This window comes from Rhodococcus aerolatus (genome assembly GCF_054783215.1).
This window is the reverse complement of the sequence record NZ_BAAGQZ010000021.1, coordinates 1-25,886: the sequence shown is the minus strand read 5'-3', so window position 1 is coordinate 25,886 and position 25,886 is coordinate 1. Positions and strand designations below refer to the sequence as shown.

Annotated in this window: 25 protein-coding genes and 2 pseudogenes; 3 read left to right on the top strand and 24 right to left on the bottom strand. The window is 75.8% G+C overall.

Annotated elements, in window-relative coordinates; genetic code table 11:
* Positions 1 to 8: 8 nt before the first annotated feature.
* Together ACYVOF_RS08795 and dxr are read right to left on the bottom strand one after the other, a co-directional pair.
* Positions 9 to 1,232, bottom strand: a complete 1,224-nt coding sequence (locus ACYVOF_RS08795; RefSeq protein ID WP_460865663.1) for a M50 family metallopeptidase — start codon at positions 1,230 to 1,232, stop codon at positions 9 to 11.
* A 7-nt stretch (positions 1,233 to 1,239) separates the two neighbouring features.
* Positions 1,240 to 2,427, bottom strand: a complete 1,188-nt coding sequence (gene dxr / locus ACYVOF_RS08790) for a 1-deoxy-D-xylulose-5-phosphate reductoisomerase (RefSeq protein ID WP_460865661.1) — start codon at positions 2,425 to 2,427, stop codon at positions 1,240 to 1,242.
* A 114-nt stretch (positions 2,428 to 2,541) separates the two neighbouring features.
* Between dxr and ACYVOF_RS08785 the strand changes: the two genes are divergently transcribed.
* Positions 2,542 to 2,853, top strand: coding sequence for a DUF2631 domain-containing protein (locus ACYVOF_RS08785; protein WP_460865659.1), 312 nt, complete (start codon positions 2,542 to 2,544; stop codon positions 2,851 to 2,853).
* Between the two features lie 40 nt (positions 2,854 to 2,893).
* Here ACYVOF_RS08785 and rlmN read toward each other — a convergent pair whose 3' ends face one another.
* The gene (rlmN, locus tag ACYVOF_RS08780; protein WP_460865657.1) at positions 2,894 to 4,003 is read right to left on the bottom strand and encodes a dual-specificity RNA methyltransferase RlmN; all 1,110 of its coding nucleotides are present in this window, start codon (positions 4,001 to 4,003) and stop codon (positions 2,894 to 2,896) included.
* Positions 4,004 to 4,210: 207 nt separating this feature from the next.
* On the opposite strand from rlmN, the gene ACYVOF_RS08775 reads away from it, so the two are divergent.
* Positions 4,211 to 5,488, top strand: coding sequence for an NAD(P)/FAD-dependent oxidoreductase (locus ACYVOF_RS08775; RefSeq protein WP_460865655.1), 1,278 nt, complete (start codon positions 4,211 to 4,213; stop codon positions 5,486 to 5,488).
* Here the strand turns inward: ACYVOF_RS08775 and ACYVOF_RS08770 are convergent.
* From ACYVOF_RS08770 to rpsB, 6 genes and pseudogenes are all read right to left on the bottom strand, one after another.
* Positions 5,485 to 6,198 carry a class I SAM-dependent methyltransferase gene (locus ACYVOF_RS08770; protein ID WP_460865653.1) on the bottom strand — a complete coding sequence of 238 codons (714 nt, stop codon included), beginning with the start codon at positions 6,196 to 6,198 and terminating at the stop codon, positions 5,485 to 5,487. The two genes, ACYVOF_RS08775 and ACYVOF_RS08770, sit on opposite strands and share 4 nt — an antisense overlap.
* A 10-nt stretch (positions 6,199 to 6,208) precedes the next feature.
* The gene (locus ACYVOF_RS08765) at positions 6,209 to 7,069 is read right to left on the bottom strand and encodes a phosphatidate cytidylyltransferase (protein ID WP_460865651.1); all 861 of its coding nucleotides are present in this window, start codon (positions 7,067 to 7,069) and stop codon (positions 6,209 to 6,211) included.
* A gap of 93 nt (positions 7,070 to 7,162) precedes the next feature.
* Positions 7,163 to 7,720, bottom strand: a complete 558-nt coding sequence (gene frr / locus ACYVOF_RS08760; protein WP_460865649.1) for a ribosome recycling factor — start codon at positions 7,718 to 7,720, stop codon at positions 7,163 to 7,165.
* Positions 7,721 to 7,791: 71 nt separating this feature from the next.
* Positions 7,792 to 8,517: pseudogene (gene pyrH / locus ACYVOF_RS08755) on the bottom strand (UMP kinase); the annotation flags it as partial.
* A 157-nt stretch (positions 8,518 to 8,674) separates the two neighbouring features.
* Positions 8,675 to 9,499: a translation elongation factor Ts gene (tsf, locus tag ACYVOF_RS08750; RefSeq protein ID WP_460865647.1), complete on the bottom strand. Its 825-nt coding sequence runs from the start codon at positions 9,497 to 9,499 to the stop codon at positions 8,675 to 8,677.
* Between the two features lie 485 nt (positions 9,500 to 9,984).
* Positions 9,985 to 10,741, bottom strand: a pseudogene (gene rpsB / locus ACYVOF_RS08745) (30S ribosomal protein S2); the annotation flags it as partial.
* A gap of 360 nt (positions 10,742 to 11,101) precedes the next feature.
* Here rpsB and ACYVOF_RS08740 point away from each other — a divergent pair.
* Entirely contained in the window at positions 11,102 to 11,641 is a 540-nt protein-coding gene (locus ACYVOF_RS08740) for a peptidoglycan DD-metalloendopeptidase family protein (protein ID WP_460865692.1), read from the top strand.
* Between the two features lie 49 nt (positions 11,642 to 11,690).
* On the opposite strand, the gene ACYVOF_RS08735 is transcribed toward ACYVOF_RS08740, so the two are convergent.
* The 15 genes from ACYVOF_RS08735 to ACYVOF_RS08665 form a co-directional block, all read right to left on the bottom strand.
* The gene (locus tag ACYVOF_RS08735) at positions 11,691 to 12,620 is read right to left on the bottom strand and encodes a tyrosine recombinase XerC (RefSeq protein WP_460865690.1); all 930 of its coding nucleotides are present in this window, start codon (positions 12,618 to 12,620) and stop codon (positions 11,691 to 11,693) included.
* Positions 12,621 to 12,671: 51 nt separating this feature from the next.
* Entirely contained in the window at positions 12,672 to 13,841 is a 1,170-nt protein-coding gene (dprA, locus tag ACYVOF_RS08730; protein ID WP_460865645.1) for a DNA-processing protein DprA, read from the bottom strand.
* Complete coding sequence (locus ACYVOF_RS08725; RefSeq protein WP_460865642.1) at positions 13,838 to 15,343, bottom strand: YifB family Mg chelatase-like AAA ATPase; 1,506 nt, start codon at positions 15,341 to 15,343, stop codon at positions 13,838 to 13,840. Before ACYVOF_RS08725 ends, dprA begins: the two co-directional genes overlap by 4 nt.
* Positions 15,343 to 15,732, bottom strand: a complete 390-nt coding sequence (locus ACYVOF_RS08720) for a YraN family protein (RefSeq protein WP_460865640.1) — start codon at positions 15,730 to 15,732, stop codon at positions 15,343 to 15,345. The genes ACYVOF_RS08725 and ACYVOF_RS08720 overlap by 1 nt, the downstream gene beginning before the upstream one ends.
* A gap of 183 nt (positions 15,733 to 15,915) precedes the next feature.
* Positions 15,916 to 16,239 carry a DUF2469 domain-containing protein gene (locus tag ACYVOF_RS08715; RefSeq protein ID WP_460865638.1) on the bottom strand — a complete coding sequence of 108 codons (324 nt, stop codon included), beginning with the start codon at positions 16,237 to 16,239 and terminating at the stop codon, positions 15,916 to 15,918.
* On the bottom strand, positions 16,236 to 16,970 hold the full coding sequence (locus ACYVOF_RS08710) for a ribonuclease HII (protein ID WP_460865688.1): 735 nt from the start codon (positions 16,968 to 16,970) through the stop codon (positions 16,236 to 16,238). Before ACYVOF_RS08710 ends, ACYVOF_RS08715 begins: the two co-directional genes overlap by 4 nt.
* A 34-nt stretch (positions 16,971 to 17,004) precedes the next feature.
* Positions 17,005 to 17,994 (bottom strand): signal peptidase I, encoded by a 990-nt coding sequence (lepB, locus tag ACYVOF_RS08705; protein WP_460865636.1) that lies wholly within the window; start codon positions 17,992 to 17,994, stop codon positions 17,005 to 17,007.
* A 49-nt stretch (positions 17,995 to 18,043) separates the two neighbouring features.
* Entirely contained in the window at positions 18,044 to 18,385 is a 342-nt protein-coding gene (gene rplS, locus ACYVOF_RS08700) for a 50S ribosomal protein L19 (RefSeq protein ID WP_460865634.1), read from the bottom strand.
* A gap of 188 nt (positions 18,386 to 18,573) precedes the next feature.
* A complete protein-coding gene (gene trmD, locus ACYVOF_RS08695) occupies positions 18,574 to 19,284 on the bottom strand; it encodes a tRNA (guanosine(37)-N1)-methyltransferase TrmD (protein WP_460865687.1) in 711 nt (236 codons plus the stop codon).
* 8 nt (positions 19,285 to 19,292) lie between these two features.
* A complete protein-coding gene (gene rimM / locus ACYVOF_RS08690) occupies positions 19,293 to 19,817 on the bottom strand; it encodes a ribosome maturation factor RimM (RefSeq protein ID WP_460865632.1) in 525 nt (174 codons plus the stop codon).
* 29 nt (positions 19,818 to 19,846) lie between these two features.
* Positions 19,847 to 20,086, bottom strand: a complete 240-nt coding sequence (locus ACYVOF_RS08685; RefSeq protein ID WP_460865630.1) for an RNA-binding protein — start codon at positions 20,084 to 20,086, stop codon at positions 19,847 to 19,849.
* On the bottom strand, positions 20,083 to 20,511 hold the full coding sequence (gene rpsP, locus ACYVOF_RS08680) for a 30S ribosomal protein S16 (protein WP_460865629.1): 429 nt from the start codon (positions 20,509 to 20,511) through the stop codon (positions 20,083 to 20,085). Before rpsP ends, ACYVOF_RS08685 begins: the two co-directional genes overlap by 4 nt.
* A 182-nt stretch (positions 20,512 to 20,693) precedes the next feature.
* Entirely contained in the window at positions 20,694 to 21,806 is a 1,113-nt protein-coding gene (locus ACYVOF_RS08675) for an amidohydrolase family protein (protein WP_460865627.1), read from the bottom strand.
* 4 nt (positions 21,807 to 21,810) lie between these two features.
* Positions 21,811 to 23,343 carry a signal recognition particle protein gene (gene ffh / locus ACYVOF_RS08670; RefSeq protein WP_460865625.1) on the bottom strand — a complete coding sequence of 511 codons (1,533 nt, stop codon included), beginning with the start codon at positions 23,341 to 23,343 and terminating at the stop codon, positions 21,811 to 21,813.
* A 116-nt stretch (positions 23,344 to 23,459) separates the two neighbouring features.
* The coding region (locus ACYVOF_RS08665) for a [protein-PII] uridylyltransferase (RefSeq protein ID WP_460865623.1) at positions 23,460 to 25,886 on the bottom strand (2,427 nt) is incomplete at its 5' end.

The window sequence follows — 25,886 nt, the reverse complement described above, 5'->3', positions numbered from 1 at the left end:
GTGCGGGACTAGAAGAGCTTGATCGGGTTGACGATGTCCGCGACCACGGTGAGCAGTGTGATCCCCCCGCCGAGGACGAGCACGACGTAGGTGACCGGCAGCAGCTTCGTGTAGTCGACCGGGGGGCCGTCGGGGCGACCGCGGCGGCGGCGCACCGCGTTGCGGAGCCGCTCGTAGACGGTGACGGCCATGTGGCCGCCGTCGAGCGGCAGCAGGGGCAGCAGGTTGAACACCCCGATGAAGAAGTTCAGCGTCGCCAGCAGCAGGAGGAACACCTGCCACAGCCCCTGCTCGGCGACCTGGCCGCCGATGACGCTGGCGCCCACGACGCTGATCGGCGTGTCCTGGGCGCGCTCACCCCCGCCGATGGCCGAGACCAGCGCCGGCACCTTCTCCGGGAACCGCAGCAGGCCCTGCCAGGTCTGCTCGAACACGGTGCCGGTGAAGGCGACCGTGCCGGGGACGGCGGACAGCGCGTTGTACTCGGTGGGGCCGAACTGCTGCGGGGAGACCCCGATCGCACCGACGGTCTGCACCGTGGCCGCGGCCCGGTCGGTGGACCCGGCCGGCAGCACGTAGCGCTGCGCGTCCTGCAGCGTGACGGGCAGCTCGAGCGTCCGGCCGTCGCGCTCCACGGTGTAGGTGACGGTCCCGCTGAGCGGCTGGGTGGCGGTGACGACGTCGGCGAACGTCGGTGTCGGCCGGCCGTCGACGGCGGTGATGACGTCCCCGGCCCGGATGCCGGCCTCGGCGGCGGGACCGGGCCCGGAGCAGTCGGTGTAGGTGAAGTCCGGGTTCTGGCTGGGCGCGACGCAGACCGTCTCCCCCACCACGGCCGTGGTGGGGGCGCCGACGTTGGGCAGGCCCCACCCGACGGCAACGGCGTAGAGCAGGACGAAGCCGAGCAGGAAGTGCGTGATCGGGCCGCCCATCATCACCGCGACGCGCTTCCAGGCGCTCTGCCGGTACATGGCGCGGTCGACCTCGTCGTCGGCCAGCTCGTCGAGGGCCGTCATCCCCGCGATGTCGCAGAACCCGCCGGCCGGCACGGCCTTGAGGCCGTACTCGGTCTCCCCGCGGCGGAAGGACACGATCCGCGGCCCGAAGCCGATGTAGTAGCGGCGGACCTTCATCCCGAACAGCTTGGCGAGGACGAGGTGGCCGTACTCGTGCAGCGCGATCGAGACCCCGATCCCGAGCGCGAACAGCACGACACCGAGGGTGAAGGCCATGGGGGTGTCAGTCCTCCCGGGACGTCACGAGCTCGCGGGAGCGGGCCCGTGCCCAGCCCTCTGCTGCGAGTACGTCCTCCACGGTAACCGGGTCGGCCGACCAGGCGTCGGCCTCGCCGAGCACGCGGTCCACGGTGGCCACGATGCGGGGGAACCGGAGCCGGCCGGCGAGGAACGCCGCGGCAGCCTCCTCGTTGGCCGCGTTGAGCACCGCGGGCAGGCAGCCGCCCTTCTCCACGGCCCAGCGGGCCAGGTCGACGGCGGGGAACACGGCGGCGTCGAGCGGGGCGAACTCCCAGGTCGAGGCGGCGGTGAAGTCGCACGCCGCCGCGGCGCCGGGGAGCCGCTCGGGCCAGGACATGCCCAGCGCGATGGGCAGCGCCATGTCCGGTGGGCTCGCCTGGGCGATGGTCGAGCCGTCGGTGAAGGTGACCATGGAGTGCACGACCGACTGCGGGTGGACCGTGACGTCGACCGCGGCCGCGGGCACGTCGAACAGCAGCACCGCCTCGATGAGCTCGAGGCCCTTGTTGACCAGCGTCGCCGAGTTCAGCGTGTTCATCGGCCCCATCGACCAGGTGGGGTGGGCCCCGGCCTGCTCGGGGGTGACGTCACGCAGCGCGGCGGCGCTCCACCCGCGGAACGGCCCGCCGGAGGCGGTGAGCACGATCCGGGCGACCTCGCCGCGGGTGCCGGACCGCAGGCACTGCGCGATGGCGGAGTGCTCGGAGTCCACGGGCACGATCTGCCCGGGCGCGGCCGCGGCGGTGACCAGTGGCCCGCCCGCGACGAGGGACTCCTTGTTGGCCAGGGCGAGTCGGGCACCGCTGCGCAGCGCGGCCAGAGTGGGGCCCAGGCCGAGCGAGCCGACCAGCGCGTTGAGCACGACGTCGGCCTCGACGCCGGCGACGAGCTCCTCGGCCGCGCCCGGACCGTCGAGCACCACCGTGCCGGGCACCAGCTCGCGCAGCCGGGCCGCGGCCGCCGGGTCGGCCACGGCGACGTGGCCCGCGCCGGTGGCCCGGACCTGCTCGGCGAGCAGCCCGGGGTCCCCGCCCCGCGCGGCGAGCCCCACGACGGCGAACCGGCCCGGGTGGGCGGCGACGAGGGCGAGGGCCTGGGTGCCGATGGACCCCGTGCTGCCCAGCAGCAGCACGCGCGTGGGGACCCCGACCGGCGGCGCTGGCGTGCTCACGGCCCCATCATCGCCGCTGCGCCGTGCCCGCACGCGGGCGGGACGGACGTCGGGCGCTGTGCCACCATGGGCGGACGCGGGCCGCGAGGGCCCGGCTAGCGACAGGAGTCAGCTGTGGCCCAGGCCGACGTCTCGGGACGCGAGGTCCCCGCCCACGACCTGGAGAAGGTCGAGACCCGCGCGGTCGCCGTCGAGGGCACGCAGGCCACCATCGACGAGCCGTCCGCCGCGTGGGGCTGGTCGGGCGCGTTCCCGCACGCCACCCGCATCGCCGGCTGGACCGTCGTCGTGCTGCTCGTGGTCCTGGCCTCGTTCGGCAACCACCGCGGCCACGTCGAGGACATCTACCTCGGCGCCACCGCCCTGCTGCTCGTCGGCGTGCTGGTGCGCGACATGCGCCGCCGCAAGCACTCCTGGCGCCGCTGAGCGCCTGACCCGACCGCCCGCCCGGGTCGACCGCGGCCGGTCAGCCCTCGGCGGCGAGCTGGCCGCAGGCCGCCGCGATCTCCTGGCCCCGGGTGTCGCGGACCGTGCAGGACACCCCGCCGGCGAGCACCCGGCGGACGAACTCCCGCTCCACGGGCTTGGGGCTGGCGTCCCACTCGCTGCCCGGGGTGGGGTTGAGCGGGATCAGGTTGACGTGCACCCGGGCGCCGAGGGCGCCCTTGAGCCGCTTTGCGAGCAGGTCGGCCCGCCACGGCTGGTCGTTGACGTCGCGGATCAGCGCGTACTCGATCGACACCCGCCGGCCCGTCCGGTCCGCGTAGTACGCGGCGGCGTCGAGCACCTCCTGCACCGACCAGCGGTTGTTCACCGGGACGAGGGTGTCGCGCAGCTCGTCGTCCGGGGTGTGCAGCGACACCGCGAGGGTGACCGAGAGCCCCTCGTCGGCCAGCCGGCGGATGGCCGGGGCCAGCCCCACCGTGGAGACGGTGACCGAGCGCTGGGAGATGCCCAGGCCGTCGGGGGCCGGTGAGGTGATGCGGCGCACGGCGGCGACCACCCGGCTGTAGTTGGCCAGCGGCTCGCCCATGCCCATGAACACCACGTTCGACAGCCGACCCGGCTCGCCGCCGACCTCGCCGTCGCGCATGGCGGCCGCGGCGGCGCGCACCTGGTCCACGATCTCCGCGGTCGAGAGGTTCCGGTCGAGCCCGCCCTGCCCGGTCGCGCAGAACGGGCAGGCCATCCCGCAGCCCGCCTGGCTGGAGATGCACAGCGTGGCCCGCTCCGGGTAGCGCATGAGCACGCTCTCCAGCAGCGTCCCGTCGTGGGCGCGCCACAGGGTCTTGCGGGTGGTGCCGTCGTCGCACGCGAGGTGGCGCACCGGGGTCAGCAGCGTGGGCAGCAGCGCGGTGCCCACCTGCTCCCGCGCGGCCGCGGGCAGGTCGGTCATCGTGGCCGCGTCGGCCTCGAGCCGGCCGTAGTAGTGCCGGGCCAGCTGGTCGGCGCGGAACGCGGGCAGCCCGAGCTCGGCCACCGCGGCGCGGCGGCCCTCGCGGTCGAGGTCGGCCAGGTGGCGGGGCGGCAGACCCTTGCGCGGGGCGTCGAACACGAGCGGCAGTGCGGTGGCCATCCGCCCAGTGTCCCACCCGTGCGGCCCCGCCTGCTCCCACCAGGGGCGTTGCCCCGCGCGAGGACCGGTGACACGCCCCACCACCGGGGGCCCGCCGGGTGCGCCGGGGGCCGCGATGGGCAATGATCGACCCGGGGACGCGGCAGAGCGTCGCTCGACCGGGGGCCCACGAGGCTCGTGGTGCTGTATCGATCAGGAGTCGGGGCCATGGACGCGACGAACGGGCAGGCGAGCACGGGACGACCGAGGGTGGTCGTCATCGGCGGCGGCTTCGCCGGCATGGCGGTCGTCCGCCAGCTGCAGCACGTGGACGTCGACGTGCTGCTCATCGACCGCAACGGCTACAACACGTTCCAGCCGCTGCTCTACCAGGTGGCCACCGGGGGGCTGAACCCCGGCGACGTGACCTACGCGCTGCGCGGCTACGTCGCCCGCTTCGGCAACACCGCGTTCCGCCGCGAGGTCGTCACCGGCATCGACACCGAGCGCAAGCTGGTCCACGTCGAGGCCGACGAGCCGCTGTCCTACGACTACCTCGTCGTCACCGCCGGCGTGACCGCGAACTACTTCGGCATCCCCGGTGCCGCCGAGCACTCCATGACCATCTACACCCGGGCCGGCGCCATCGCGGTGCGCGACCAGGTGCTGGCCAGCGTCGAGAACGCCGCCCAGGGCCGCGAGGACGCCGTCGAGCCGGTCGTCGTCATCGTCGGCGGCGGCCCTACGGGCGTGGAGATGGCCGGGACCCTCGGCGAGATGCGCGGCGGCTCCATCGCCGTCGGCTACCCCGAGCTCCCCATCTCCCGGGTGCGGGTGATCCTGGTCGAGATGCTCGACGTGGTGCTCGGCCCGTTCGACCCCAAGCTGCAGTCCTACGCCGCGCAGGCGCTGCGCGACCGCGGCGTCGAGCTGCGGCTGAAGACCTCCGTCAAGGAGGTCAAGGAGCACAGCGTGGTCATCGGCCCCACCGACGGCGACGAGACCGAGGAGATCCCCGTCGCGGCCGTCATCTGGGCGACGGGTGTCACCGGCGGGCCCGTCATCGGCGACTGGAACCTGCCCATGGCCAAGGGCGGGCGCATCGACGTGGGCACCGACCTGCGCGTCACCGGCCTGCCCGAGGTGTTCGCGGCCGGGGACGTCGCCTCCATCAACGGCGCGCCGCTGCCCCAGCTGGCGCAGCCGGCGATCCAGGGCGGCACCCACGTGGCCAAGCAGATCGAGCACCTGCTGGCCGGGGAGCGCACCGAGGAGTTCAGCTACAAGAACAAGGGCACCATGGCCACCATCGGCAAGGCCGACGCCGTGGTCGAGATGCCCTTCCCCAAGCTCAAGATCAAGGGGTTCCCGGCCTGGGTCGCCTGGGTGGGCCTGCACATCGTGGTCCTCACCGGCAACCGCAACCGGCTCTCCACGCTGGTCAACCTGACGATGCGCTACCTGCCGCGCCGCCGGATGGCCAACGTCATCATGGGCGACAGCTAGTCGGTGACCAGCCCGGCCGGGCGGCGGCGCCAGCTCACCCGGTAGGCCACCTCGAGGCTCAGCCCCGGGGTGGCCGCCAAGGCACGGGCGGCCGTGGTGGGCGAGAACTCGATGCCGAGCACGGCGGCCAGGTCGTCCCGCGACCGCAGCTGCCAGCGGGTGTCGACGAGCCGGTGGGTGAAGCCGTGCCGGGTGAGGAAGCGCGGCGGCTCGTGGGCGTCCCACCGCGGCAGGTCCGCCCGCATCCAGGCGCCGTAGGGCGAGCGGGTGGCGTCGAGGTCGACGACGACCAGCACCCCGCCCGGGCGCAGCACCCGGTCGGCCTCCGCCAGCCCCGGCTCGCAGCCCGGGCCGAAGAAGTACGCGGTGCGGGCGTGGACCACGTCGACGCTGCGGTCCGGCAGCGGCAGCGCCTCCGCGGCCCCGGCGAGCACCCGCACGTGCGGCAGGTCGGCCACCCGGGCGCGGGCGGCGGGCAGCAGCGGCGCGTGCGGCTCCACCCCGGTGACCGTGCGCGCCGTGGTCGCGAACCCGGGCAGGTGGTAGCCCGTGCCGCACCCGACGTCGAGCACGTCGCGCCCGGCGACGGGGGCCACCTCGGCGAGCGCGGCGGCCAGCGCGCCGTCGGCGTCCTGCGCCCGGTTCTCCACCTCGTAGACGTCGGCGTGGTGCCAGATGTTGGGGCTCGGCACCGGCCGGACGGGGGTCACGCGCGCCCGGTCACAGCAGGGTGGTCAGCACCAGCCAGGACACCACGGCCGAGGGCAGGACCGAGTCCAGCCGGTCCATGAGCCCGCCGTGCCCCGGCAGCATCGTCCCCATGTCCTTGCGGCCGAGGTCCCGCTTGACCTGGGACTCGACGAGGTCCCCGGCGGTGGCGGTGACGACGATGAGCGCCCCGAACAGCGCCCCCACCCACCAGGCGCCGTCGAGCAGCAGCGTCACGCTGAGCACCGACACGACGACCCCGAGGGCCAGCGAGCCGGCGAAGCCCTCCCAGGACTTCTTGGGGCTGATGCTGGGCACCATGGGGTGGCGGCCGAGCGCCGCGCCCACCGCGTAGCCGCCGGTGTCGGAGCCGACCACGGCGATCATGAGGCAGAAGACCCGGGCCGCACCCTGGTCGGTCTCCACCAGCAGGGCGGCGAACGCGGCGAACAGCGGCACCCAGGCGGCGACGAACACCGACGCCCCGGCGTCGCGCAGGTAGCCCGCGGCGCCGCGGGGCAGCCGGAAGAGCATGCAACCGACGACGGTGACGGCGAACGCCCCGAGGACGCCGGACGTGCCCCACGGCCAGCTCAGCCAGACCACCGCCTGCCCGCCGAGGAGCAGCGGCACCCGCTCGACGTGGACCCCGGAGCCGGCGAACGCGCCCGCCACCTCCCAGGTGGCGACGGCGACGGCGACGGCGACGATGGCGACCCACAGCGAGGGCAGCAGGAGCAGGGCCACGATGATGCCGATCCCGAGGCCCCCACCGACCGCGATCGCGGCGGGCAGGTCCCGGCCCGTGCGCGAGGAGGGCGAGCCCTCCGCGACGTCGGGCGCCCCCGGCACCTCGGACCGATCCGCTGCCACGTTGCTCCCTCGACCGTCCGTGCTCCCGTGCTGCCCACCGGCACCTGCGCCCCGGGCGCTGCGCCCGGGCCGACCCCACCCCCCGGGGCGGGGTCAGACCTCCATGAGCTCGGACTCCTTGCTGCGGACCATGTCGTCGACCTGCGCGACGTAGCGCGCGGTGACCTTGTCGAGCTCCTTCTCGGCGCGGCCGACCTCGTCCTCGCCGGCCTCGCCGTCCTTTTGGATACGGGAGAGCTCGTCCATCCCGGAGCGCCGGATGTTGCGCAGCGACACCTTCGCGTCCTCGCCCTTGCCCCGGGCCTGCTTGGCCAGGTCGCGGCGACGCTCCTCGGTCAGCTGCGGCAGCGAGATCCGGATGATGGTGCCGTCGTTGCCCGGGTTGACCCCGAGGTCGGAGTTGCGGATCGCGGTCTCGATCGCCCCGAGCTGGGAGGCCTCGTAGGGCTTGACGATGGCCATCCGCGCCTCGGGGACCGAGATCGAGGACAGCTGGGTGATGGGGGTCATCGCGCCGTAGTAGTCGATGACGATGCGGTTGAACATGCCGGGGTTGGCCCGGCCGGTGCGGATGCCGCCCAGGTCGTCGCGGGCCACCGAGACCGCCTTCTCCATCTTCTCCTCGGCCTCGAAGAGGGCTTCCTCGATCACGGCTGACCTCCGGTCGTCTGCTCGCCCTGCCGGGCCTCGTCCTGCTGCCGGTCGTCGGTGCCGCGGGCGTCCGAGGTGACCAGCGTCCCGATCCTCTCACCCGCCACGGCGCGCGCGATGTTGCCCTCCACGAGCAGGTTGAACACGATGATGGGCATCGCGTTGTCCATGCACAGGCTGAAGGCGGTCGCGTCGGCCACCCCGAGGTTGCGCTCGAGGGCCTCCTGGTGGCTGATCTCGGTGAACATGGTCGCGTCGGGGTCGGACTTGGGGTCGGCGGTGAACACCCCGTCGACGCCCTTGGCCATGAGGACGACCTCCGCCCCGATCTCGAGGGCGCGCTGCGCGGCGGTGGTGTCGGTGGAGAAGTAGGGCATGCCCATGCCGGCGCCGAAGATGACGACGCGGCCCTTCTCGAGGTGGCGCTGCGCGCGGCGCGGGATGTAGGGCTCCGCGACCTGGCCCATCGTGATGGCCGTCTGCACGCGGGTGTCGACGCCCTGCTTCTCCAGGAAGTCCTGCAGCGCCAGGCAGTTCATCACCGTGCCGAGCATGCCCATGTAGTCGGCGCGGGAGCGCTCCATGCCGTGCTGCTGCAGCTCGGCGCCGCGGAAGAAGTTGCCGCCGCCGATGACGACGGCCACCTCGACGCCGGAGCGCACCACGTCGGCGATCTGGGCGGCCACGGCCAGCACCACGTCGGGGTCGACCCCGACCGAGCCGCCGCCGAACATCTCCCCGCCGAGCTTGAGCAGGACCCGCCGGAAGGCGGGGCGGTGGTCGGCCGGCTCGGTCATCGGGGCTCCTCGTCGCGGGGGGTGTCGCGGGGGTGGCTCGGGGTCGGCCGGGGGTCGGCACCGGACGGGCGGGCCCCCGCGGGCCGGGCCGGGTGGGCCCGGCCCGTCGGGGCGCCGGCGAGCCCGGCGCGCGCCTCGCGCACCGGGCCCGGGGAGGTCAGCTCTGGCCGACCTCGAACCGCGCGAAGCGGCTGACCGTGGCACCGGCGTCACCAAGGACGGCCTTGACGGTCTTCTTGCTCTCCTGCACCGAGGCCTGCTCGAGCAGCACGGCGTCCTTGAAGAAGCCGTTGAGGCGGCCCTCGACGATCTTCGCCATGGCCTGCTCGGGCTTGCCCTCCTCGCGGGCGGTCTCCTCGGCGATGCGCCGCTCGGAGGCCACCAGGTCCTCGGGGACCTCGTCGCGGGTGACGAAGCGGGGACGCATCGCGGCCACCTGCATGGCCGCGCCGCGCGCGGCCTCGACCGCGGTGTCGCCCTCGCCGGTGTACTCGACGAGCACGCCGACGGCGGGGGGCAGGTCGGAGGACCGCTTGTGCAGGTAGGTCGCGACGGGGCCGTCGAAGCTGACGACGCGGCGCAGCTCGAGCTTCTCGCCGATCTTGGCGGCGTACTCCTGCACGACGTCGGCGACGGGCTTGCCGTCGATCTCGAGCGCCTTGAGGGCGTCGAGGTCGGCCGGCTTGGCCTGGGCGGCCGCGGAGACGATGGTCTCGGCGAGCGCCTCGAACTCGGCGTTCTTGGCGACGAAGTCGGTCTCGCAGTTGAGCTCGATCATGACGCCCTCGGCCGCCGCGACCAGGCCGTTGGCGGTGGTGCGCTCGGCGCGCTTGCCGACGTCCTTGGCTCCCTTGATGCGGAGCAGCTCGGTGGCCTTCTCGAAGTCACCGTCGGACTCGACGAGGGCGTTCTTGCAGTCCATCATCCCGGAGCCGGTGAGCTCGCGGAGCCGCTTGACGTCGGCGGCGGTGTAGCTGGCCATCGTGGGGCGAGCCTCCTCGTTCGTGGTGGTGGGCACCCGGGTGGGTGCGGGACCCGGTGGGTCGGGCGTCCCGGTCGGGGACGCGGGTCGACCGGCCCGGGGCGGGTGCCCCGGGCCGGTCGGTGACGCTCAGCTGGCGGGCGTCTGGGTGTCGCTGGCGGGGGTGCCGCCGACGGCCGACTCGGCCGTCTCGGTGGGCGCCGCCGCGGCGGTCTCGGCCGCGGCCTCGACCTGCTCGGTCAGCGCGGCCTGCTCCGGGGAGCTGGTGCCCGAGGACTCGGCGACACCGGCGGTCATCCCACCGGGCACCGAGCGGGCGGGCTCGGCCTGGGCCGCCGCCGGGGTGGCGACGTCCTGGGGCACCACGGCCGGGGCCGCACCGTCGCCGGACACGTCCTGCGTGGCGGTGGCGGTGGCGGGGCTGCCGGTGGTGGACGGGTCGGCGGCCTCGGTGGGCTCGGTCGCGGCGGTCGCACCCTCGGAGGACGCGGCGGCCAGGAGCTCCTGCTCCCAGTCGGCCAGCGGCTCGCCGGCGCCACCGTCGCTGCTGGCCCCGCCGCGGGCCTGCAGGCCGTCGGCGACGGCCGCGGCGACGACCTTGGTCAGCAGCGCCGCGGAGCGGATGGCGTCGTCGTTGCCCGGGATCGGGTAGTCGACGACGTCGGGGTCGCAGTTGGTGTCGAGGATCGCGACGACCGGGATGTTGAGCTTGCGCGCCTCGGCGACCGCCAGGTGCTCCTTGTTGGTGTCGACGATCCACACCGCGGAGGGGACCTTGGCCATGTCGCGGATGCCGCCGAGGGTGCGGTCGAGCTTGGTCATCTCGCGGGTCAGCATGAGGATCTCCTTCTTGGTGCGACCCTCGAAGCCCCCCGTCTGCTCCATCGACTCGAGCTCCTTGAGGCGGAGCAGGCGCTTGTGCACCGTCTGGAAGTTGGTGAGCATGCCGCCCAGCCAGCGCTGGTTGACGTAGGGCATGCCGACGCGGGTGGCCTGCTCGGCGATCGACTCCTGCGCCTGCTTCTTGGTGCCGATGAACATCAGGGTGCCGCCGTGGGCGACCGTCTCCTTGACGAACTCGAACGCGCGGTCGATGTAGACCAGCGTCTGCTGCAGGTCGATGATGTAGATGCCGTTGCGGTCGGTGAAGATGAACCGCTTCATCTTGGGGTTCCAGCGTCGGGTCTGGTGCCCGAAGTGCGCGCCGCTGTCGAGCAGCTGCTTCATGGTGACTACTGCCATGGTGTGTCCGGGGCGCCGCCCCGTCCTCGCCTTCTGTTCTGCTGCTGTGCCCGGGCGCGGCGGGGCCGCGCGTCGGGCTCGGTTCTCGCGGGTCCACCGGGTGGTGGCCCGCCCTGGTGCCCGCGCAGGTCGCCGGACCCGTCGCGACGGGACCACCGGCGGCCGGTCCACCTGGTGCTGCGGGTGGGGCGCGGGCACGCGAAGTCGACTCGTGCGGACACGAGACGCCCCGCGAGCATACCTCCCGGTGGCGGGGTCACCGACCGAGGTGGGGCGGGCTGGGGACGGCGCCGGCGCTGCGTCCACAACCTGGCGGGGGACGGCCCGCCGGGCGTGCCGCCACCCCAGGCTGGGGTGGTGATCCGCGGACTCCTCGTCACCGTCCTCGCCCTGGTCCTGCTGCTGGGCGGGGTGCCCTGGCTCGCACCCCTGGCCGGGGCCCAGCCGGCGGCGCCGCCCGCACCGGCCACCGCCCCTCGGGGCGGCTACGGCTGGCCGCTGGCCGGGCGGCCGGCGGTGGTGCGCCCGTTCGACCCGCCGGACACCGTCTACGGGGCCGGGCACCGCGGGGTCGACCTCGCCGGCGCGACCGGGCAGGAGGTGCTGGCGGCCGGGGCGGGGACCGTCGCGTTCGCCGGGGTGGTGGCCGGGCGCGGCGTGGTGTCGGTGGTGCACCCCGACGGGTTGCGGACCACCTACGAGCCGGTCGCCGCGACCGTCGTCGCCGGTGCGGTGGTGGCGCGGGGCCAGGTGCTGGGCACGCTCGCCGCCGGGCACCCGGGCTGCACCGTCGCGGCGTGCCTGCACTGGGGGGTGCGCCGGGGTGCGGCGGACTACCTGGACCCGCTGCGGCTGGTGGGCCGGTGGTCGGTGCGCCTGGTCGCGGTCACCTCCGGCTGAGCGGGCGCGGGGGCCCGGTCCTGCCCCGGCCCCGCCCGACCCGGAGCGCTCACGCCCGGGGGTGGGCCTGCTCGTGCACGGCGCGCAGCCGCTCCACGCTGACGTGGGTGTAGAGCTGGGTCGTGGCCAGCGAGGCGTGGCCCAGCAGCTCCTGGACCACCCGCAGGTCGGCCCCGCCCTCGAGCAGGTGGGTCGCCGCGCTGTGGCGCAGGCCGTGCGGGGCCAGGTCGGGCGCACCCGGGGCGGAGGCCACCACGTCGTGCACCGTGCGCCGGACCGCGCGCTGGTCGAGCCGGCCGCCCCGGGCCCCGAGGAGCAGCGCGCGCCCGCTGCGCGGCCCGGCCAGCGCGGGACGGCCGTGGTCCAGCCAGGCGTCCAGCGCGTGCGCCGCCGGGGGGCCGAACGGGACGCTGCGCTGCTTGTCGCCCTTGCCCAGCACGCGCAGCAGCCGGCGGCCGTGGTCGACGTCGTCGAGGTCGAGGCCGACGAGCTCCCCGACCCGGGCGCCCGAGGCGTAGAGCAGCTCGACGACGACGTGGTCGCGCAGCGCCACCGGGTCGAGCTGGGCGGCCCCGGCGGCGGCGTTGTCCAGCGCGGCCCCGGCCTGGTCCTGGCGCAGCACCGGGGGCAGCACGCGGTGCGCCCGGGGGGCGACGAGGCGCGCGCCGGGGTCGGTGCCGGCCCGGCCGGTGCGCGCCGCCCACGCGGTGAACGCCCGTGCCGACGCGGTGCGCCGGGCCAGGCTGGTGCGCGCCGCTCCCCCGGCCGCCAGCGCCCCGAGCCACGACCGCAGCCCCGGGAGGTCGACCCCGCCCGGGGTGACCGCAGCGCCGGAGCGTCCGTCGAGGTGGGTCAGCAGGGCGTGCACGTCACCGAGGTAGGCCCGCACGGTGTGCCCCGAGCGGCCGCGCTCCAGCACGAGGTGCTCGGCGAACGCGGCCAGCAGCTCCTCACGGGTCTCGGCGGGCACGACCACCACGGTGGGCGGCGCCCGGGGCGGGCGCAAGCACCCGCCCCGGTGCGGCGCCGCTCAGGTGGCCGAGCGGGCCACCCGGGTGCGCACCCAGCCGTCCTCGGTCCAGGCCGCGAGCCCCAGCAGCTCGAGCTCGGCGAGCGCGCTGCGCACCCGGTCGACCACCACCCCCGCGCTCAGCGACACCGCCTCCTCGCGGGCCGCGGACCGGGCGGGCAGCCCGTCGAGCACCTGCGCGGTGACGGGGTCGAGGCCGTCGAGGCGGCGGCCCGGCACGGCCACGTCGAGGGCGAGCTGGCCCATCGGCCCGGCGACCTCCGCGACCTCGGAGGCGGAGGTGACCAGCACCGCCGCACCCTCCCGGATCAGCCGGTGGCACCCGGTGGAGGTCAGCGCGGTGACCGGCCCCGGCACCGCCATGACCGGCCGGCCCAGGTCGGCCGCCCACCGCGCCGTGCTCGTGGCCCCGCTGCGCAGCGCCGCCTCGACCACCACCACCCCCGCCCCGAGCGCCGCGACCAGCCGGTTGCGGGCCAGGAACCGGTGCCGGGCGGGCGGCGTCCCCGGTGCGTACTCGCTGACCACGAGCCCCGAGCCGGCGACCCGCTCCAGCAGCCGGGCGTGCCCGCGCGGGTACGGCACGTCGATGCCGCAGCCCAGCACCGCCACGGTCGTGCCCTCGGCGAGCAGGGCCGCCCGGTGGGCGTGGCCGTCGATCCCGTACGCCGCGCCCGAGACGACGGTCCACCCGTCCCGGGCGAGGTCGTGCGCGAGCTCGCCGGTGACGTGCTCGCCGTAGCCGCTGGTGGCACGGGTGCCCACGATCGACACCGCGCGGGCGCTGACCGCGTCGAGCCGCTGCTCGCCCCGCACCCACAGCGCCAGCGGCGCGACGAGGTCGCGGCCGGCGCCGCGCCGCCCGAGCAGGGCGCCGAACCGGTCGCGGGGCCACTCGTCGTCGTCGGGGGTCACGAGCCGACCGCCCAGGGCCGCGACGAGCTCCAGCTCGGCCGCCGCCCGGTCGACGCCGCGGCGGGCGGCGGTGGGGCGCTCCAGCACCGGGGGCAGCGGGCGGTCCCGCAGCGCCGCCACCGCGGCCTCCGGGCCCTCGGCCGCCACCCGCTCGGCCAGCGGTGCGCACGGCGGCTCGGCCACCCCGGCCAGCCACGCCCACGCCTCCCGGCGGGCGCGGGCGGCCGGGCCCTCGACGAGCGCCGGCGCGCTCATGCCGCCCTCCGGTCCCGGAAGCTCAGCGCCGCGAGCACGTCCTCGCGGCCCGGGCTGCTGCCGCCCCGCAGGTCGGTCAGGGTCCAGGCCACGCGCAGCGCCCGGTCCGCACCGCGGGCGGTGATGGTGCCGGTGGCCAGCCCCCGCTCCAGCGGCGTCAGCGCCGTCCGCCCGACCCGGAACCGCTGCCGCAGCGCCGGTCCGGGTGCCTCGGCGTTGGTCCGCCAGCCCAGGCCGGACCAGCGCTCGGCCGCCGCGGCCCGGGCCCGACCCACCCGCTCGCGCACCGCTGCCGTCGGCTCGGCCCCCGACTCGACCATCGAGCTGGCCAGCGGGTGCATCCGCACCCGCAGGTCGACCCGGTCGAGTAGCGGTCCCGAGAGCCGGCCGAGGTAGCGGCGCCGCGCCAGCGGGGCGCACACGCAGTCGGTCTCCCGCGGCGGGGCGCACGGGCACGGGTTGGCCGCCAGCACCAGCTGGAAGCGGGCCGGGTAGCGGGCGACCCCGTCGCGGCGCGCGATCCGCACCTCACCGTCCTCGATCGGGGTGCGCAGCGCCTCCAGCGCCCGGGTGCTGAACTCCGCGCACTCGTCCAAGAAGAGGACCCCGCGGTGGGCTCGGCTGACGGCGCCGGGCCGGGCCAGGCCGCTGCCGCCGCCCACGAGCGCGCTCACCGAGGCCGTGTGGTGGGGGGCGACGAGCACGGGCGCGGTGACCAGCGGCTGCTCCGCGCGCAGCAGCCCGGCGACGGAGTGGATGGCCGTGACCTCGAGCTGCTCGTGGCGGTCGAGGGCCGGGAGCAGGCCCGGCAGCCGCTGGGCCAGCATCGTCTTGCCGGTGCCCGGCGGGCCGGTGAGCAGCAGGTGGTGCGCCCCGGCCGCGGCGACCTCCACGGCCCACCGCGCCTCGGGCTGGCCGACGACGTCGGCGAGGTCGGGGCACGCGGGCGGCTCGGGCGGCGCCTCCCCCAGGCCCGTGACCAGGTGGCCGGTGCCGCGCAGCCAGGCCAGCACCTCGCGGAGGTCCCCGGCGCCGAGCACCTCCACGTCGTCGACCAGGCCGGCCTCGCGCAGCGAGTCCACCGGGACCACCGCCCGGCGCCACCCCGCCCTGCGGGCGGCGAGCAGCGCGGGCAGCACGCCCCGCACCCCGCGCAGCCGGCCGTCGAGGGCCAGCTCGCCCAGCAGCACCGTGTCCGCGAGGGCTGAGCCGGGCACCGTGCCCTGCGCGGCGAGCACCGCGGTGGCCAGCGCGACGTCGTAGACCGAGCCCACCTTGGGCAGGGTGGCCGGGGACAGCGCGAGGGTGACCCGCCGCGACGGCCACTGCTCACCGCTGTTGGCGACCGCCGCCCGCACCCGGTCCCGGGACTCCTGCAGCGCGGCGTCGGGCAGGCCCACCAGGTGCACCCCGGGCAGGCCCTGGCCCAGGTCGGCCTCGATCTCCACCAGCTGGCCGTCCACCCCGGTCACGGCCACCGAGAACGCCCTCCCCAGCGCCATCAGAAGACCCCCACCAGGTGCTCGACCTCGGGCGGGCGGCCCGGCCGGGCCAGCACCGCCACCACGTCGAACCGGACCTCGACCCAGCCCACCCGGTGCTCGGCGAGCCACAGGTGCGCCAGCCGGCGCATGCGGGTCAGCTTGCGGTCGGTGACCGACTCGGCCGGGGTGCCGTACCCGGTGCCGGAGCGCGTCTTGACCTCGACGACCACCAGGGTGGACCCGTCGGTGGCGACGACGTCGAGCTCACCGGCGCGGCAGCGCCAGTTGCGGTCGAGCACCACCAGCCCGGCGTCGGTCAGGTGCGCCACCGCGACGTCCTCACCGCGACGCCCCAGCACGTGCCGCGGGTCCTCCCGTGCTGCTCCTGCGTCCTGCTCGACCGCCACGCCACGCCCCCTCGACCCGGGGTGACCGACCACCGGTCACCGCTGGGGTCGAGCCTCGGGCACGGCGGCCGCGCCCGGCAGGGGGCGCCGCCGCCCTGTGGACGGAGCGCCGGGCGGTGCACCGGGCAACGTGCGACGGCGCCCGGTCGGGCACGCGTGTCGCCCGGTCGTGCTAGGGACCGCTCAGCCCCCGAACGGGCCGTCCTCGGGCAGCCGCAGGTCCGGCTTGTCGAGCTCCTCGACGTTGACGTCCTTGAACGTGATGACCTTGACCTGCTTGACGAAGCGCGCCGGGCGGTACATGTCCCACACCCACGCGTCGGACATCCGCAGCTCGAAGTAGACCTCGCCGTCGGCGTTGCGCGGGGTGACGTCCACGGAGTTCGCCAGGTAGAAGCGGCGCTCGGTCTCCACCACGTAGCTGAACTGGCCGACGATGTCGCGGTACTCGCGGTAGAGGCTGAGCTCCATCTCCGTCTCGTACTTCTCGAGGTCTTCAGCGCTCATGACCCCATCCTGCCCTCTCCGTCGACCGCTGACACCCGCGAGCGACCCGCCGGGTCCGCACCGAGCTCGCGGCGCTCGCCCCGCACTACCGCGGCCACGTTGGCGTAGCTCATCCGGTGCTCCGGGCACGCGCCGAGGGAGCGCAGCGCGGCGGAGTGCTCCGGCGTCGAGTACCCCTTGTGCCCGGCGAAGCCGTAGCCGGGCAGGTCCGCGTCGAGCCCCGTCATGATCCGGTCCCGGGTCACCTTGGCCAGCACGCTCGCCGCCGCCACGCAGGCCGCGGTGCGGTCCCCACCGATCACGGGCAGCGAGGGCGCCGTCAGCCCGGGCACGCGGAACCCGTCGAGCAGGACGTAGCCGGGGGCCACCCGCAGCCGGGCCACCGCGCGCCGCATCCCCTCGATGTTGGCCACGTGCACGCCGATCCGGTCCACCTCGGCGGCGGGCACCACGACGACGGCGGTGGCCAGCGCCAGCCGGGTGACCAGGTCGAAGTAGTGGTCGCGGGCCGCGGCGGTGAGCAGCTTGGAGTCGGTCAGGCCGAGGAGGCGGTCGTCGGCGACGGGGCGCAGCACGGCGGCGGCGACGACGAGCGGGCCGGCGCACGCCCCCCGGCCGGCCTCGTCGGCGCCGGCGACGGGCCCGAGGCCGGCGCGCAGCAGGGTCTGCTCGAGGGTGCGCAGCCCCGCGCTGCGCCGCACCGGCGAGCGCGGCGGCCAGTCACCCCGCAGCCGGGGCGGGGCGGGGCGGGCCCGGCGGGCCACCTCAGACCGGTCCGGTCGACCCCGCCCGGGGGCCCAGGACGCCGGCGTCGGCCAGCGACCGCCGGGTCGAGCGGGCGAGCACGGGCAGCGTGGCCAGGACCAGGACCGCACCCGGAAGGCCGGCGCCGCCCAGCGCCGAGGTGATGACGGGCGAGTCCACGCCCTGCCAGCGCGAGACGGGCAGCACGATGAAGCGCGCCTTGCCGATGACGTCGGACTCGGGCACGGTGCCGCGGTTCTCGTCGCCGACGTGGAACCGGGAGTCCGCGGAGTTGCTGCGGTTGTCACCCATCATCCACAGGTTGCCCGGCGGCACGGTGACCGGCGAGAAGCACCGCCCGGAGCGCACCTGGGTGTCGCAGTCCTGCTGGCCGGGGACGAACGGGAAGTCCATGACCACGTAGGGCTCGGTCAGCGGCTTGCCGTCGACGAGCACCCGGCCCTGGGCGTCGCAGCACTGCACCGTCTGCCCGCCGGTGGCGATGACGCGCTTGACGAAGTCGCGCTCGTCCGGCGGGGCGAGGCCGACGACGGAGCCGGCCTGCTGCAGCCCACGGATCACCACGTTGCTGGAGCGGGTGGTGGTGAAGTCGCTGGCCCACGAGCTGGGGCCCCGGAAGACGACCACGTCGCCCGGGCGCGGGTCGCTGAACCGGTAGGTGACCTTGTCGACGACGACCCGGTCGTTGGTGCACCCCGGGCAGCCGTGCAGCGTCGGCTCCATCGACTGCGACGGGATGACGTAGACCCGGGCGACGAACGTCTGGACGAGGAAGCTCAGCGCGACCGCGACGACGATGAGGACGGGCAGCTCGCGCCAGAAGGAGCGCTCCCCGCGTCGCCGCCCGGACGACCGCGCGCCGCCGCGCCGGTGCCCCGTCGCGCCGCCGCTCCCCAGGTCGCCCGCCCCGGCCGCGTCACGGCCTGTCGCGTCACGGTCGGTCGCGTCACCGGCGTCCTCGGACCGTCGTGGGCCCGGGTCGTCGGTCACGCCGTGGCGCCGGTGTGCGTGCGGGCCGCGAGCGGCCCGCCGGCACGGCTCAGCGCTTCTCCTTGATCTTGGCGGCCTTGCCGCGCAGGTCACGGAGGTAGTACAGCTTCGCGCGGCGGACGTCGCCGCGGGTCGCGACCTCGATCTGGGCGATGTTGGGGGTGTGCACCGGGAAGGTGCGCTCGACCCCGACGCCGAAGGAGACCTTGCGGACCGTGAAGGTCTCGCGGATGCCGCCACCCTGCCGACGGATCACGACGCCCTGGAAGACCTGGGTGCGCTCCCGCGTGCCCTCGATGACCCGCACGTGCACCTTGAGGGTGTCGCCGGGGCGGAAGTCGGGGATGTCGTCGCGCATCGACTTGGCGTCGAGCGAGTCCAGGGTGTTCATCAGGGTCCGTCCTGTCGGTGGTTCGCGGCCGCGCACGGTCCGCACGTGAGCAGAGGAACCGCGGCGGCGCACGCGCGCGCCGGGTTCGTGGTCTCCGGTGGTGGTCCTCGCCGGCGCCAGGGGCGCCGGGCAACCTCCCTAGTGTGCCAGACGGCGGGCACCGCCCGTGACCCCCCTGCGGGGGTCCGCTACCGGCCGAGCAGGTCGGGGCGACGCGCCCGGGTGCGGGCGAGGGACTGCTCGTGGCGCCAGGCCGCGATGCGCGCGTGGTCCCCGGAGAGGAGCACGTCGGGCACGTCGAGGCCGCGCCAGCGCACCGGCCGGGTGTAGGCCGGGCCCTCCAGCAGGCCCGCGGACTCCCCGGAGAAGGAGTCCTCCCGGTGCGAGGCAGGGTTGCCCAGCACGCCGGGCAGCAGCCGCACCACGGCCTCGGCCACGACGAGCACGGCGACCTCGCCCCCGATGAGCACGTAGTCGCCGAGGGAGACCTCGAGCACCCGGACGCGGCGGGCGGCGTCGTCGAGCACCCGCTGGTCGATGCCCTCGTAGCGGCCGCACGCGAACACCAGGCGCTGCTCGCCCGCCAGCGCCTCGGCGTGGGCCTGGGTGAGGCGCTCCCCCGCGGGGCCGGGGACCACCAGCAGCGGGTCGTCCCCACCGGCGGCCGGACCGGGGCCGAGCACGTCGTCGAGCGCCGGGCCCCACACGTCGGGCTTCATCACCATGCCGGGGCCGCCGCCGCAGGGGCGGTCGTCGACGGAGCGGTGCACGTCGGTGGCCCAGTCCCGCAGGTCGTGCACGGCCACCTCGAGCAGGCCGCGCTCGGCGGCCCGGCCGGGCAGCGAGGTGCGCAGCGGCGCGAGGTACTCGGGGAAGATCGTGACGACGTCGATCCGCAGCACGCCGCTCAGAGCTCCAACAGGCCCTCGGGCGGGTCGACGACCACGCGGCGGGCGGCCAGGTCGACCTCCGGCACCATCGCGGCGACGAAGGGCACCAGGACCTCGCCGCGCTCGTCGGCGCGGTCGACGGCCAGCAGCTCGCCGGCCGCGGTGTGCAGCACCTCGCGCAGCACGCCGACCGGGGTGCCGTCGACGTGGACGACGTCGAGGCCCTCGAGCTCGTGGTCGTAGAACTCGTCGGGGTCCTCCGCCGCGCCGATGGTCTCGGAGTCGACGACGAACAGCCAGCCGCGCAGCGCGTCGGCCCCGGCCCGGTCGTCGAGGCCGTCGAGCCGCACCAGCAGCCGGCCGGAGTGCTCCCGCGCCCCCAGGACCACGCGGTCCTGGGTGCGCGAGGCGTCCCGGTTGTGGCGCAGCCGCACCGTGGCGCCCTCGGCGAAGCGCTCGTCGGGCGAGTCGGTGCGGACGTCGACGACGAGCTCGCCGTGGACGCCGTGGGACTTGGCGACCCGCCCGGTCACCAGCTCCACGGCACGTCCCTGCGCGGGGAGGGCACTGCTCAGCTGTCGGTGTCGACGACGTCGACGCGGATGCCGCGGCCACCGATGCCGGTGACCACGGTGCGCAGCGCGGTCGCGGTGCGCCCGCCGCGCCCGATGACCTTGCCCAGGTCCTCGGGGTTGACGTGCACCTCGAGGGTGCGCCCGCGACGGCCGGTGATCAGCTCGACCTCGACGTCGTCGGGGTGGGCGACGATCCCGCGGACGAGGTGCTCGACCGCGTCGGCGACGGCACTCACCCGGCGGCCGGCGCGTCGGCGGCGTCGTCGGCCTTGGGGGCCGCCTTCTTCTTCGGCGTGGTCGCCGCACCGGAGGGCTCGTCCCCGGCCTGCGCGAGCGCGGCCTGGAACAGCTCCAGCTTGGACGGCTTCTCCGCCTTCTGGCGCAGCGTGCCCTCCGCACCCGGCAGGCCCTTGAACTTCTGCCAGTCACCGGTGATCTTGAGCAGCGCCTGGACCGGCTCGGTCGGCTGCGCGCCCACGCCCAGCCAGTACTGCGCCCGCTCGGAGTCGACCTCGATGAGGCTCGGCTCCTCCTTGGGGTGGTACTTGCCGATGGTCTCGATGGCGCGACCGTCGCGGCGGGTGCGCGAGTCGGCGACCACGATGCGGTAGTGGGGGGTGCGGATCTTGCCGAGACGCATGAGCTTGATCTTGACGGCCATGGTGGAGCTCCTCGCTGGGGTGGTCACGAGACGATTCGGCGGTGCGCACGGCTGTGGCACCCGGTTTCGTCCTTGGGGTGGCGCGTGACCGCCGGCCGGTGCGGGACCGGGCACGGCGAACGCCGAGGCGCCAGTGTGCCAGACGCGCGCACCGGGCCCGACCCCGGCCGGGTCCGCGCGGTCTAGGCGACGACGGCGCCGCGCAGCACCACCCGGCCCGGGGAGCGCAGCAGCGCCGCCCCGGCGTCGGGGTCGTCGGCGAGCACGGCCCGGGGGTCGTCGGGGTAGGCGACGAGGTCCGCCGGGGCCCCCTCGGCGAGCTGCTCGGCCCCGAGCCAGCCGCGGGCGTCCCAGCTGGCGGCGCCGAGCGCGTCGTGCGGCGCCATCCCCACCCGGACCAGCGCGGCGACCTCGTCGGCGATGCGGCCGTGGCGGATGCCGCCGCCGGCGTCGGTGCCGGCGTAGACGTCCACCCCGGCCTCGAGCGCGGCGCGCACGGTCTCCCCCACCCGGGCGTGCAGGTCGCGCATGTGGGAGGCGTACGCCGGGTAGCGCGAGGCGCCGTCGGCGATCCCGGGGAAGTTCTCGATGTTGATCAGGGTCGGCACCAGCGCGGTGCCGTGCTCGACGACGAGGTCGATGGTGTCGGTGGTCAGCCCGGTGCCGTGCTCGAGGCAGTCGATGCCGGCGCGCACCAGCCCTGGCAGCGCCGTCTCGCCGAAGACGTGGGCGGTGACGCGGGCGCCCTCGGCGTGCGCGGCGGCGATCGCGTCGACGAGCACCTCGTCGCTCCACAGCGGGGCCAGGTCGCCGGTCCCCCGGTCGATCCAGTCCCCCACCAGCTTGACCCAGCCGTCCCCGGCGCGGGCCTGCGCGGCGACGGCGGCGGGCAGCTCGGACTCGTCGCCCAGCTCGATGCCCAGCCGCGGGATGTAGCGCTTCGGCAGGGCCAGGTGGCGGCCGGCCCGGATGATGCGCGGCAGGTCGGCGTGGTCGTCGAACGACCGGGTGTCGACGGGCGAGCCGGCGTCGCGCAGCAGCAGGGCGCCGACGTTGCGCTCGGTGCGGGCCTGCTCGAGCGCCTCGTCGAGCTCGACGGGGCCGCCGGGGCCGATCCCGACGTGGCAGTGGGCGTCGACCAGCCCGGGCAGCAGCCAGCCCCCGTCGACGACGGTCTCCGCGCCGGCCACCCGCTCGCCGGTGACGACCCCGTCGACCACCCACAGCTCGACGGGCTCGCCGGCGGGCAGCAGCCGCCCGCGCAGGTGCAGCCGCGTGCCCGTCGCGCTGCTCACCGGTCTACTTCTTCGGGAACTTCAGCTGCGACGGGTCGAACCCGGCCAGGCCGGGCGGCAGCTCGTCGAGGCCCTTGGGCATCGCGGAGAGGTCGGGCATGCCCGCGGGCATCCCGCCCGGGAAGCCGCCGCGCACCTTCGGCGGGGTGGGCCCGCGCACGGCCTTGCGCTTCTTGCCGCCCTTGGCGCCCTTCCTGCCCTTGACGGCCCGGCGGGCCACGGCGCCGCCGATGCCCATCTGCCCGGCCATCTGCGCCATCATCTTGCGGGCGTCGAAGAACCGGTCGACGAGCTGGTTGACCTCGGAGACCGCGACCCCGGAGCCGTTCGCGATCCGCAGCCGGCGCGAGGCGTTGATGATCTTGGGGTCGGCCCGCTCGGCGGGGGTCATCCCCCGGATGATGGCCTGCACCCGGTCGAGCTGGCGCTCGTCGACGTTCGCGATCTGGTCCTTCATCTGCGCCGCGCCGGGCAGCATGCCCAGCAGGTTCGCGATGGGGCCCATCTTGCGCACGGCCATCATCTGCTCGAGGAAGTCCTCCAGCGTCAGCTGGCCGGAGCCGAGCTTGGCCGCGGTGGCCTCGGCCTGGGTGGCGTCGAAGTGCTGCTCGGCCTGCTCGATGAGGCTGAGCACGTCGCCCATGCCGAGGATGCGGCTGGCCATCCGGTCGGGGTGGAAGACGTCGAACTCGGTCAGCCCCTCGCCCGTGGAGGCGAACATGATGGGCTGCCCGGTGATCTCCCGGACGCTGAGCGCGGCACCACCGCGGGCGTCGCCGTCGAGCTTGGTCAGCACCACGCCGGTGAAGCCGACGCCGTCGCGGAAGGCGATCGAGGTCTGCACCGCGTCCTGCCCGACCATGGCGTCGAGGACGAAGAGGATCTCGTCGGGGTCGACGGCGTCGCGGATGTCGGCGGCCTGCGCCATGAGCTCGGCGTCGATGCCGAGGCGGCCGGCGGTGTCGACGATGAGGACGTCGTGCTGGCGGCTGTGCGCCTCGGCGATGCCCCGGCGCGCGACGTCGACCGGGTCGCCCACGCCGTTGCCCGGCTCGGGGGCGAACACGGGCACCCCGGCCCGCTCCCCCACCACCTGCAGCTGGGTGACCGCGTTGGGCCGCTGCAGGTCGCAGGCCACGAGCATCGGGGTGTGGCCCTGGCCCTTGAGCCAGTGCGCGAGCTTGCCGGCCAGGGTCGTCTTCCCCGCGCCCTGCAGGCCCGCGAGCATGATCACGGTGGGCGGGTTCTTGGCGTAGGTGAGCCGCCGGGTCTCCCCGCCGAGGATGCCGACGAGCTCCTCGTTGACGATCTTGACGACCTGCTGGGCCGGGTTGAGCGCCCCGGACACCTCGCTGCCCTTGGCGCGCTCCTTGACCTTGGCGATGAAGGCGCGGACCACGGGCAGCGCCACGTCGGCCTCGAGCAGGGCCAGCCGGATGGTCCGCGCGGTCGCGTCGACGTCGGCCTCGGTGAGCCTGCCCTTGCCGCGCAGGTCCGACAGCGCACCGGTCAAGCGGTCGGAGAGTGATTCGAACACGCCGGGTGGGCTCCTCGTGGGCCGGGGGGGACGTGCGGGGCCCGGGGCCGTCGACCGGCCCGCCGCTGCCCCGTCGCCCGGGTCGGGGGCCAGACTAGCCGCGGCCGGGGCCGCGGTCAGGCCTCGACGGTCCCCGGCACGCCCACGTCCGGCACCGCGTCGGGGTCGACCGCCGGCTCGGCCGCCGTGCGCGGTGCGACCACCGCGAGCAGCGCGTCCTCGAGCGCCTCCCGGCCCACCCGGTCGTCGTCGCCCAGGTCGAGGCAGAACGAGTCGACCACCGACGTGCCCAGGGTCGCGATCTTGGCCCACCGCACCGCCACGGCGTGCGCCTCGAGCACGGCCGCGACCTCGAAGAGCAGACCGGTGCGGTCGGTGGCGCGCAGCTCGACCACCGGGTGGCCCGAGCCGTCGTCGAACCACAGCACGCGGGCCGGCGCGTCGGGCAGGGCCGCGGCGCCCTGCCCGGCGTCCCCCACCCCCTCGCCGTAGGCCTTCTCCTTGGCGGCGAGGCGCGCCCGCAGGTCGAGGGTGCCCGCGAGGACGAGCGCGAGGTCCTGGCGCAGCAGCGCCCCCTCCGGCGGGTCGCCGAAGCGGGGGGAGACGGTGAACGTGTCGACGGCCGACCCGGCGTGGGCCCGCAGCGACGCGCCGTGCACCTGCAACGAGTGCAGCGCCAGCACCCCGGCGGCGGCGGAGAGCAGCCCCGTGCGCTCGGGGGCGACGACGGTGACGGTGACGGGCTGCCCCGGCCGGGCGGGGGCGACGTCGACCCGCAGCACCCCGGCGGCGGCCGCCGCGGCGAGCTCCTCGCCCACCGGCTCGGGCTCGGGCAGCGGCTCCCCCGCGGTGACCAGCCGGGTCCGGTTCACCAGCTCGCGGACGAGGCTGGCCTTCCAGTCCCCCCACACCCCCGGGCCGGTGGCCAGCGAGTCGGCCTCGGCCAGGCAGGCCAGCAGCTCGAGCAGCACGGTGTCCCCGCCGAGGGTGTCCGCAACGCCCTGGATGACGGCCGGGTCGTGCAGGTCGCGCCGCGTCGCGGTGTCGGGCAGCAGCAGGTGGTGGCGCACCATGTCCGAGAGCAGCCGGACGTCGCCGGGCCAGAGCCCCAGCCGGCTGCCGATCTGGGTGGCCAGCTCGGCGCCGACGACGCTGTGGTCGCCGCCTCGGCCCTTGCCGATGTCGTGCAGCAGGGCGCCGAGCACCAGCAGGTCGGGCCGGGAGACCCGGGTGGTCATCGAGCCGGCGTAGGCGCAGGTCTCGACGAGGTGGCGGTCGACGGTCCAGGTGTGCACCGCGTCGCGCGGGGGCAGGTCGCGGACCGCGCCCCACTCGGGCAGCAGCCGCCCCCACAGCCCGGTCCGGTCGAGGGCCTCGACCGTGGCCACGAGCCGGCGGCCGCCGCCGAGCAGGACGAACAGCTCGTCGAGGGCCTCGCGCGGCCACGGCTCGCGCAGCTCGGGGCTCGCGTCGGCCAGCCGGTTCAGCGTGGAGCCGGCCACCGGCAGCCCGGTGCGCACCGAGGCCGAGGCCACCCGCAGCACCAGGGCCGGGTCCTTGGCCGGGCGGGCGTCGCGGGCCAGCGCGACCTCGCCGCCGTGCTCGACGACGCCCTCGTCGAGCGGGCGGCGCACGGGCCCGCGGCGCAGCGACCCCAGCCGCCGCGGCAGCGCGGCCCGGGCGGTGCGCAGCCCCACGTCGACGGAGTAGCCGACGGTGCGGGAGGCGTCGGTGAGCACGCGGGCGAGGTCGAACCGGTCGCCGATGCGCAGCGCGGCGCCGATCTCGTCGGCGTCCTGGGCGCGCAGGGTGTCCCGGGCGCGGCCGGCGGCGCGGTGCAGCTCGGTGCGGACGTCCAGCAGCCGGCCGTGCGCGGCGGGCAGCCCGCCCCCGGGCGCGTCGGGCCCCAGGCCGGGCGTGCGGTCGGTGAGGTGCGCGGCGGCCAGGGCGTCGAGCAGCTGCAGGTCGCGCAGCCCGCCGCGGCCGTTCTTCAGGTCGGGCTCCACCTTGTGGGCGATGTCGCCGCTGCGGCGCCACCGCGTCTCGGCCTGCTCGACGAGCTCGTCGAACCGGCCGCGGATGCCCTGGCGCCACTGGGTGCGCACCTGGGTGACGAGGCGCTCGGACAGGGCGGCGTCGCCCGCCACGTGGCGGGCCTCGAGCAGGCCCAGCGCGGCGGTGAGGTCGTGGGCGGCGACGTCGACGGCCTGGCCGACGGTGCGCACGCTGTGGTCGAGCTTCACGTGCGCGTCCCACAGGGGGTACCAGAGCTGGTCGGCCAGCCCGGCGAGCCGCCCCGGCTCGACGTCGTCGTGGAGCAGGACGAGGTCGAGGTCGCTGTGGGGCAGCAGCTCGCGGCGGCCGAGGCCGCCGACGGCGACCAGCGAGATCCCGCTGCCCGGCCGGATGCCGAGCTCGGCGCAGCGGGTGGCGAGCCAGAACTCGTGCAGGTCGACCAGGGCCTGGCGCAGCGCCTGGGCCCCGAGCCGCTGGGTGCCCGCGCCTGGCCGCGCCGGGCCGCGGCCGCGGCGGGGCGCTGCGCG

Bases quoted from the DNA above. Each gene is read 5' to 3' on its own strand.
- rpsP (WP_460865629.1), bottom strand. From the start codon at position 20,511: ATGGCCGTCAAGATCAAGCTCATGCGTCTCGGCAAGATCCGCACCCCC.
- tsf (WP_460865647.1), bottom strand. From the start codon at position 9,499: ATGGCCAGCTACACCGCCGCCGACGTCAAGCGGCTCCGCGAGCTCACC.
- ACYVOF_RS08725 (WP_460865642.1), bottom strand. From the start codon at position 15,343: ATGGCGCTGGGGAGGGCGTTCTCGGTGGCCGTGACCGGGGTGGACGGC.
- ACYVOF_RS08715 (WP_460865638.1), bottom strand. From the start codon at position 16,239: ATGAGCGCTGAAGACCTCGAGAAGTACGAGACGGAGATGGAGCTCAGC.
- ACYVOF_RS08795 (WP_460865663.1), bottom strand. From the start codon at position 1,232: ATGGCCTTCACCCTCGGTGTCGTGCTGTTCGCGCTCGGGATCGGGGTC.
- rlmN (WP_460865657.1), bottom strand. From the start codon at position 4,003: ATGGCCACCGCACTGCCGCTCGTGTTCGACGCCCCGCGCAAGGGTCTG.
- rplS (WP_460865634.1), bottom strand. From the start codon at position 18,385: ATGAACACCCTGGACTCGCTCGACGCCAAGTCGATGCGCGACGACATC.
- ACYVOF_RS08775 (WP_460865655.1), top strand. From the start codon at position 4,211: ATGGACGCGACGAACGGGCAGGCGAGCACGGGACGACCGAGGGTGGTC.
- dprA (WP_460865645.1), bottom strand. From the start codon at position 13,841: ATGAGCGCGCCGGCGCTCGTCGAGGGCCCGGCCGCCCGCGCCCGCCGG.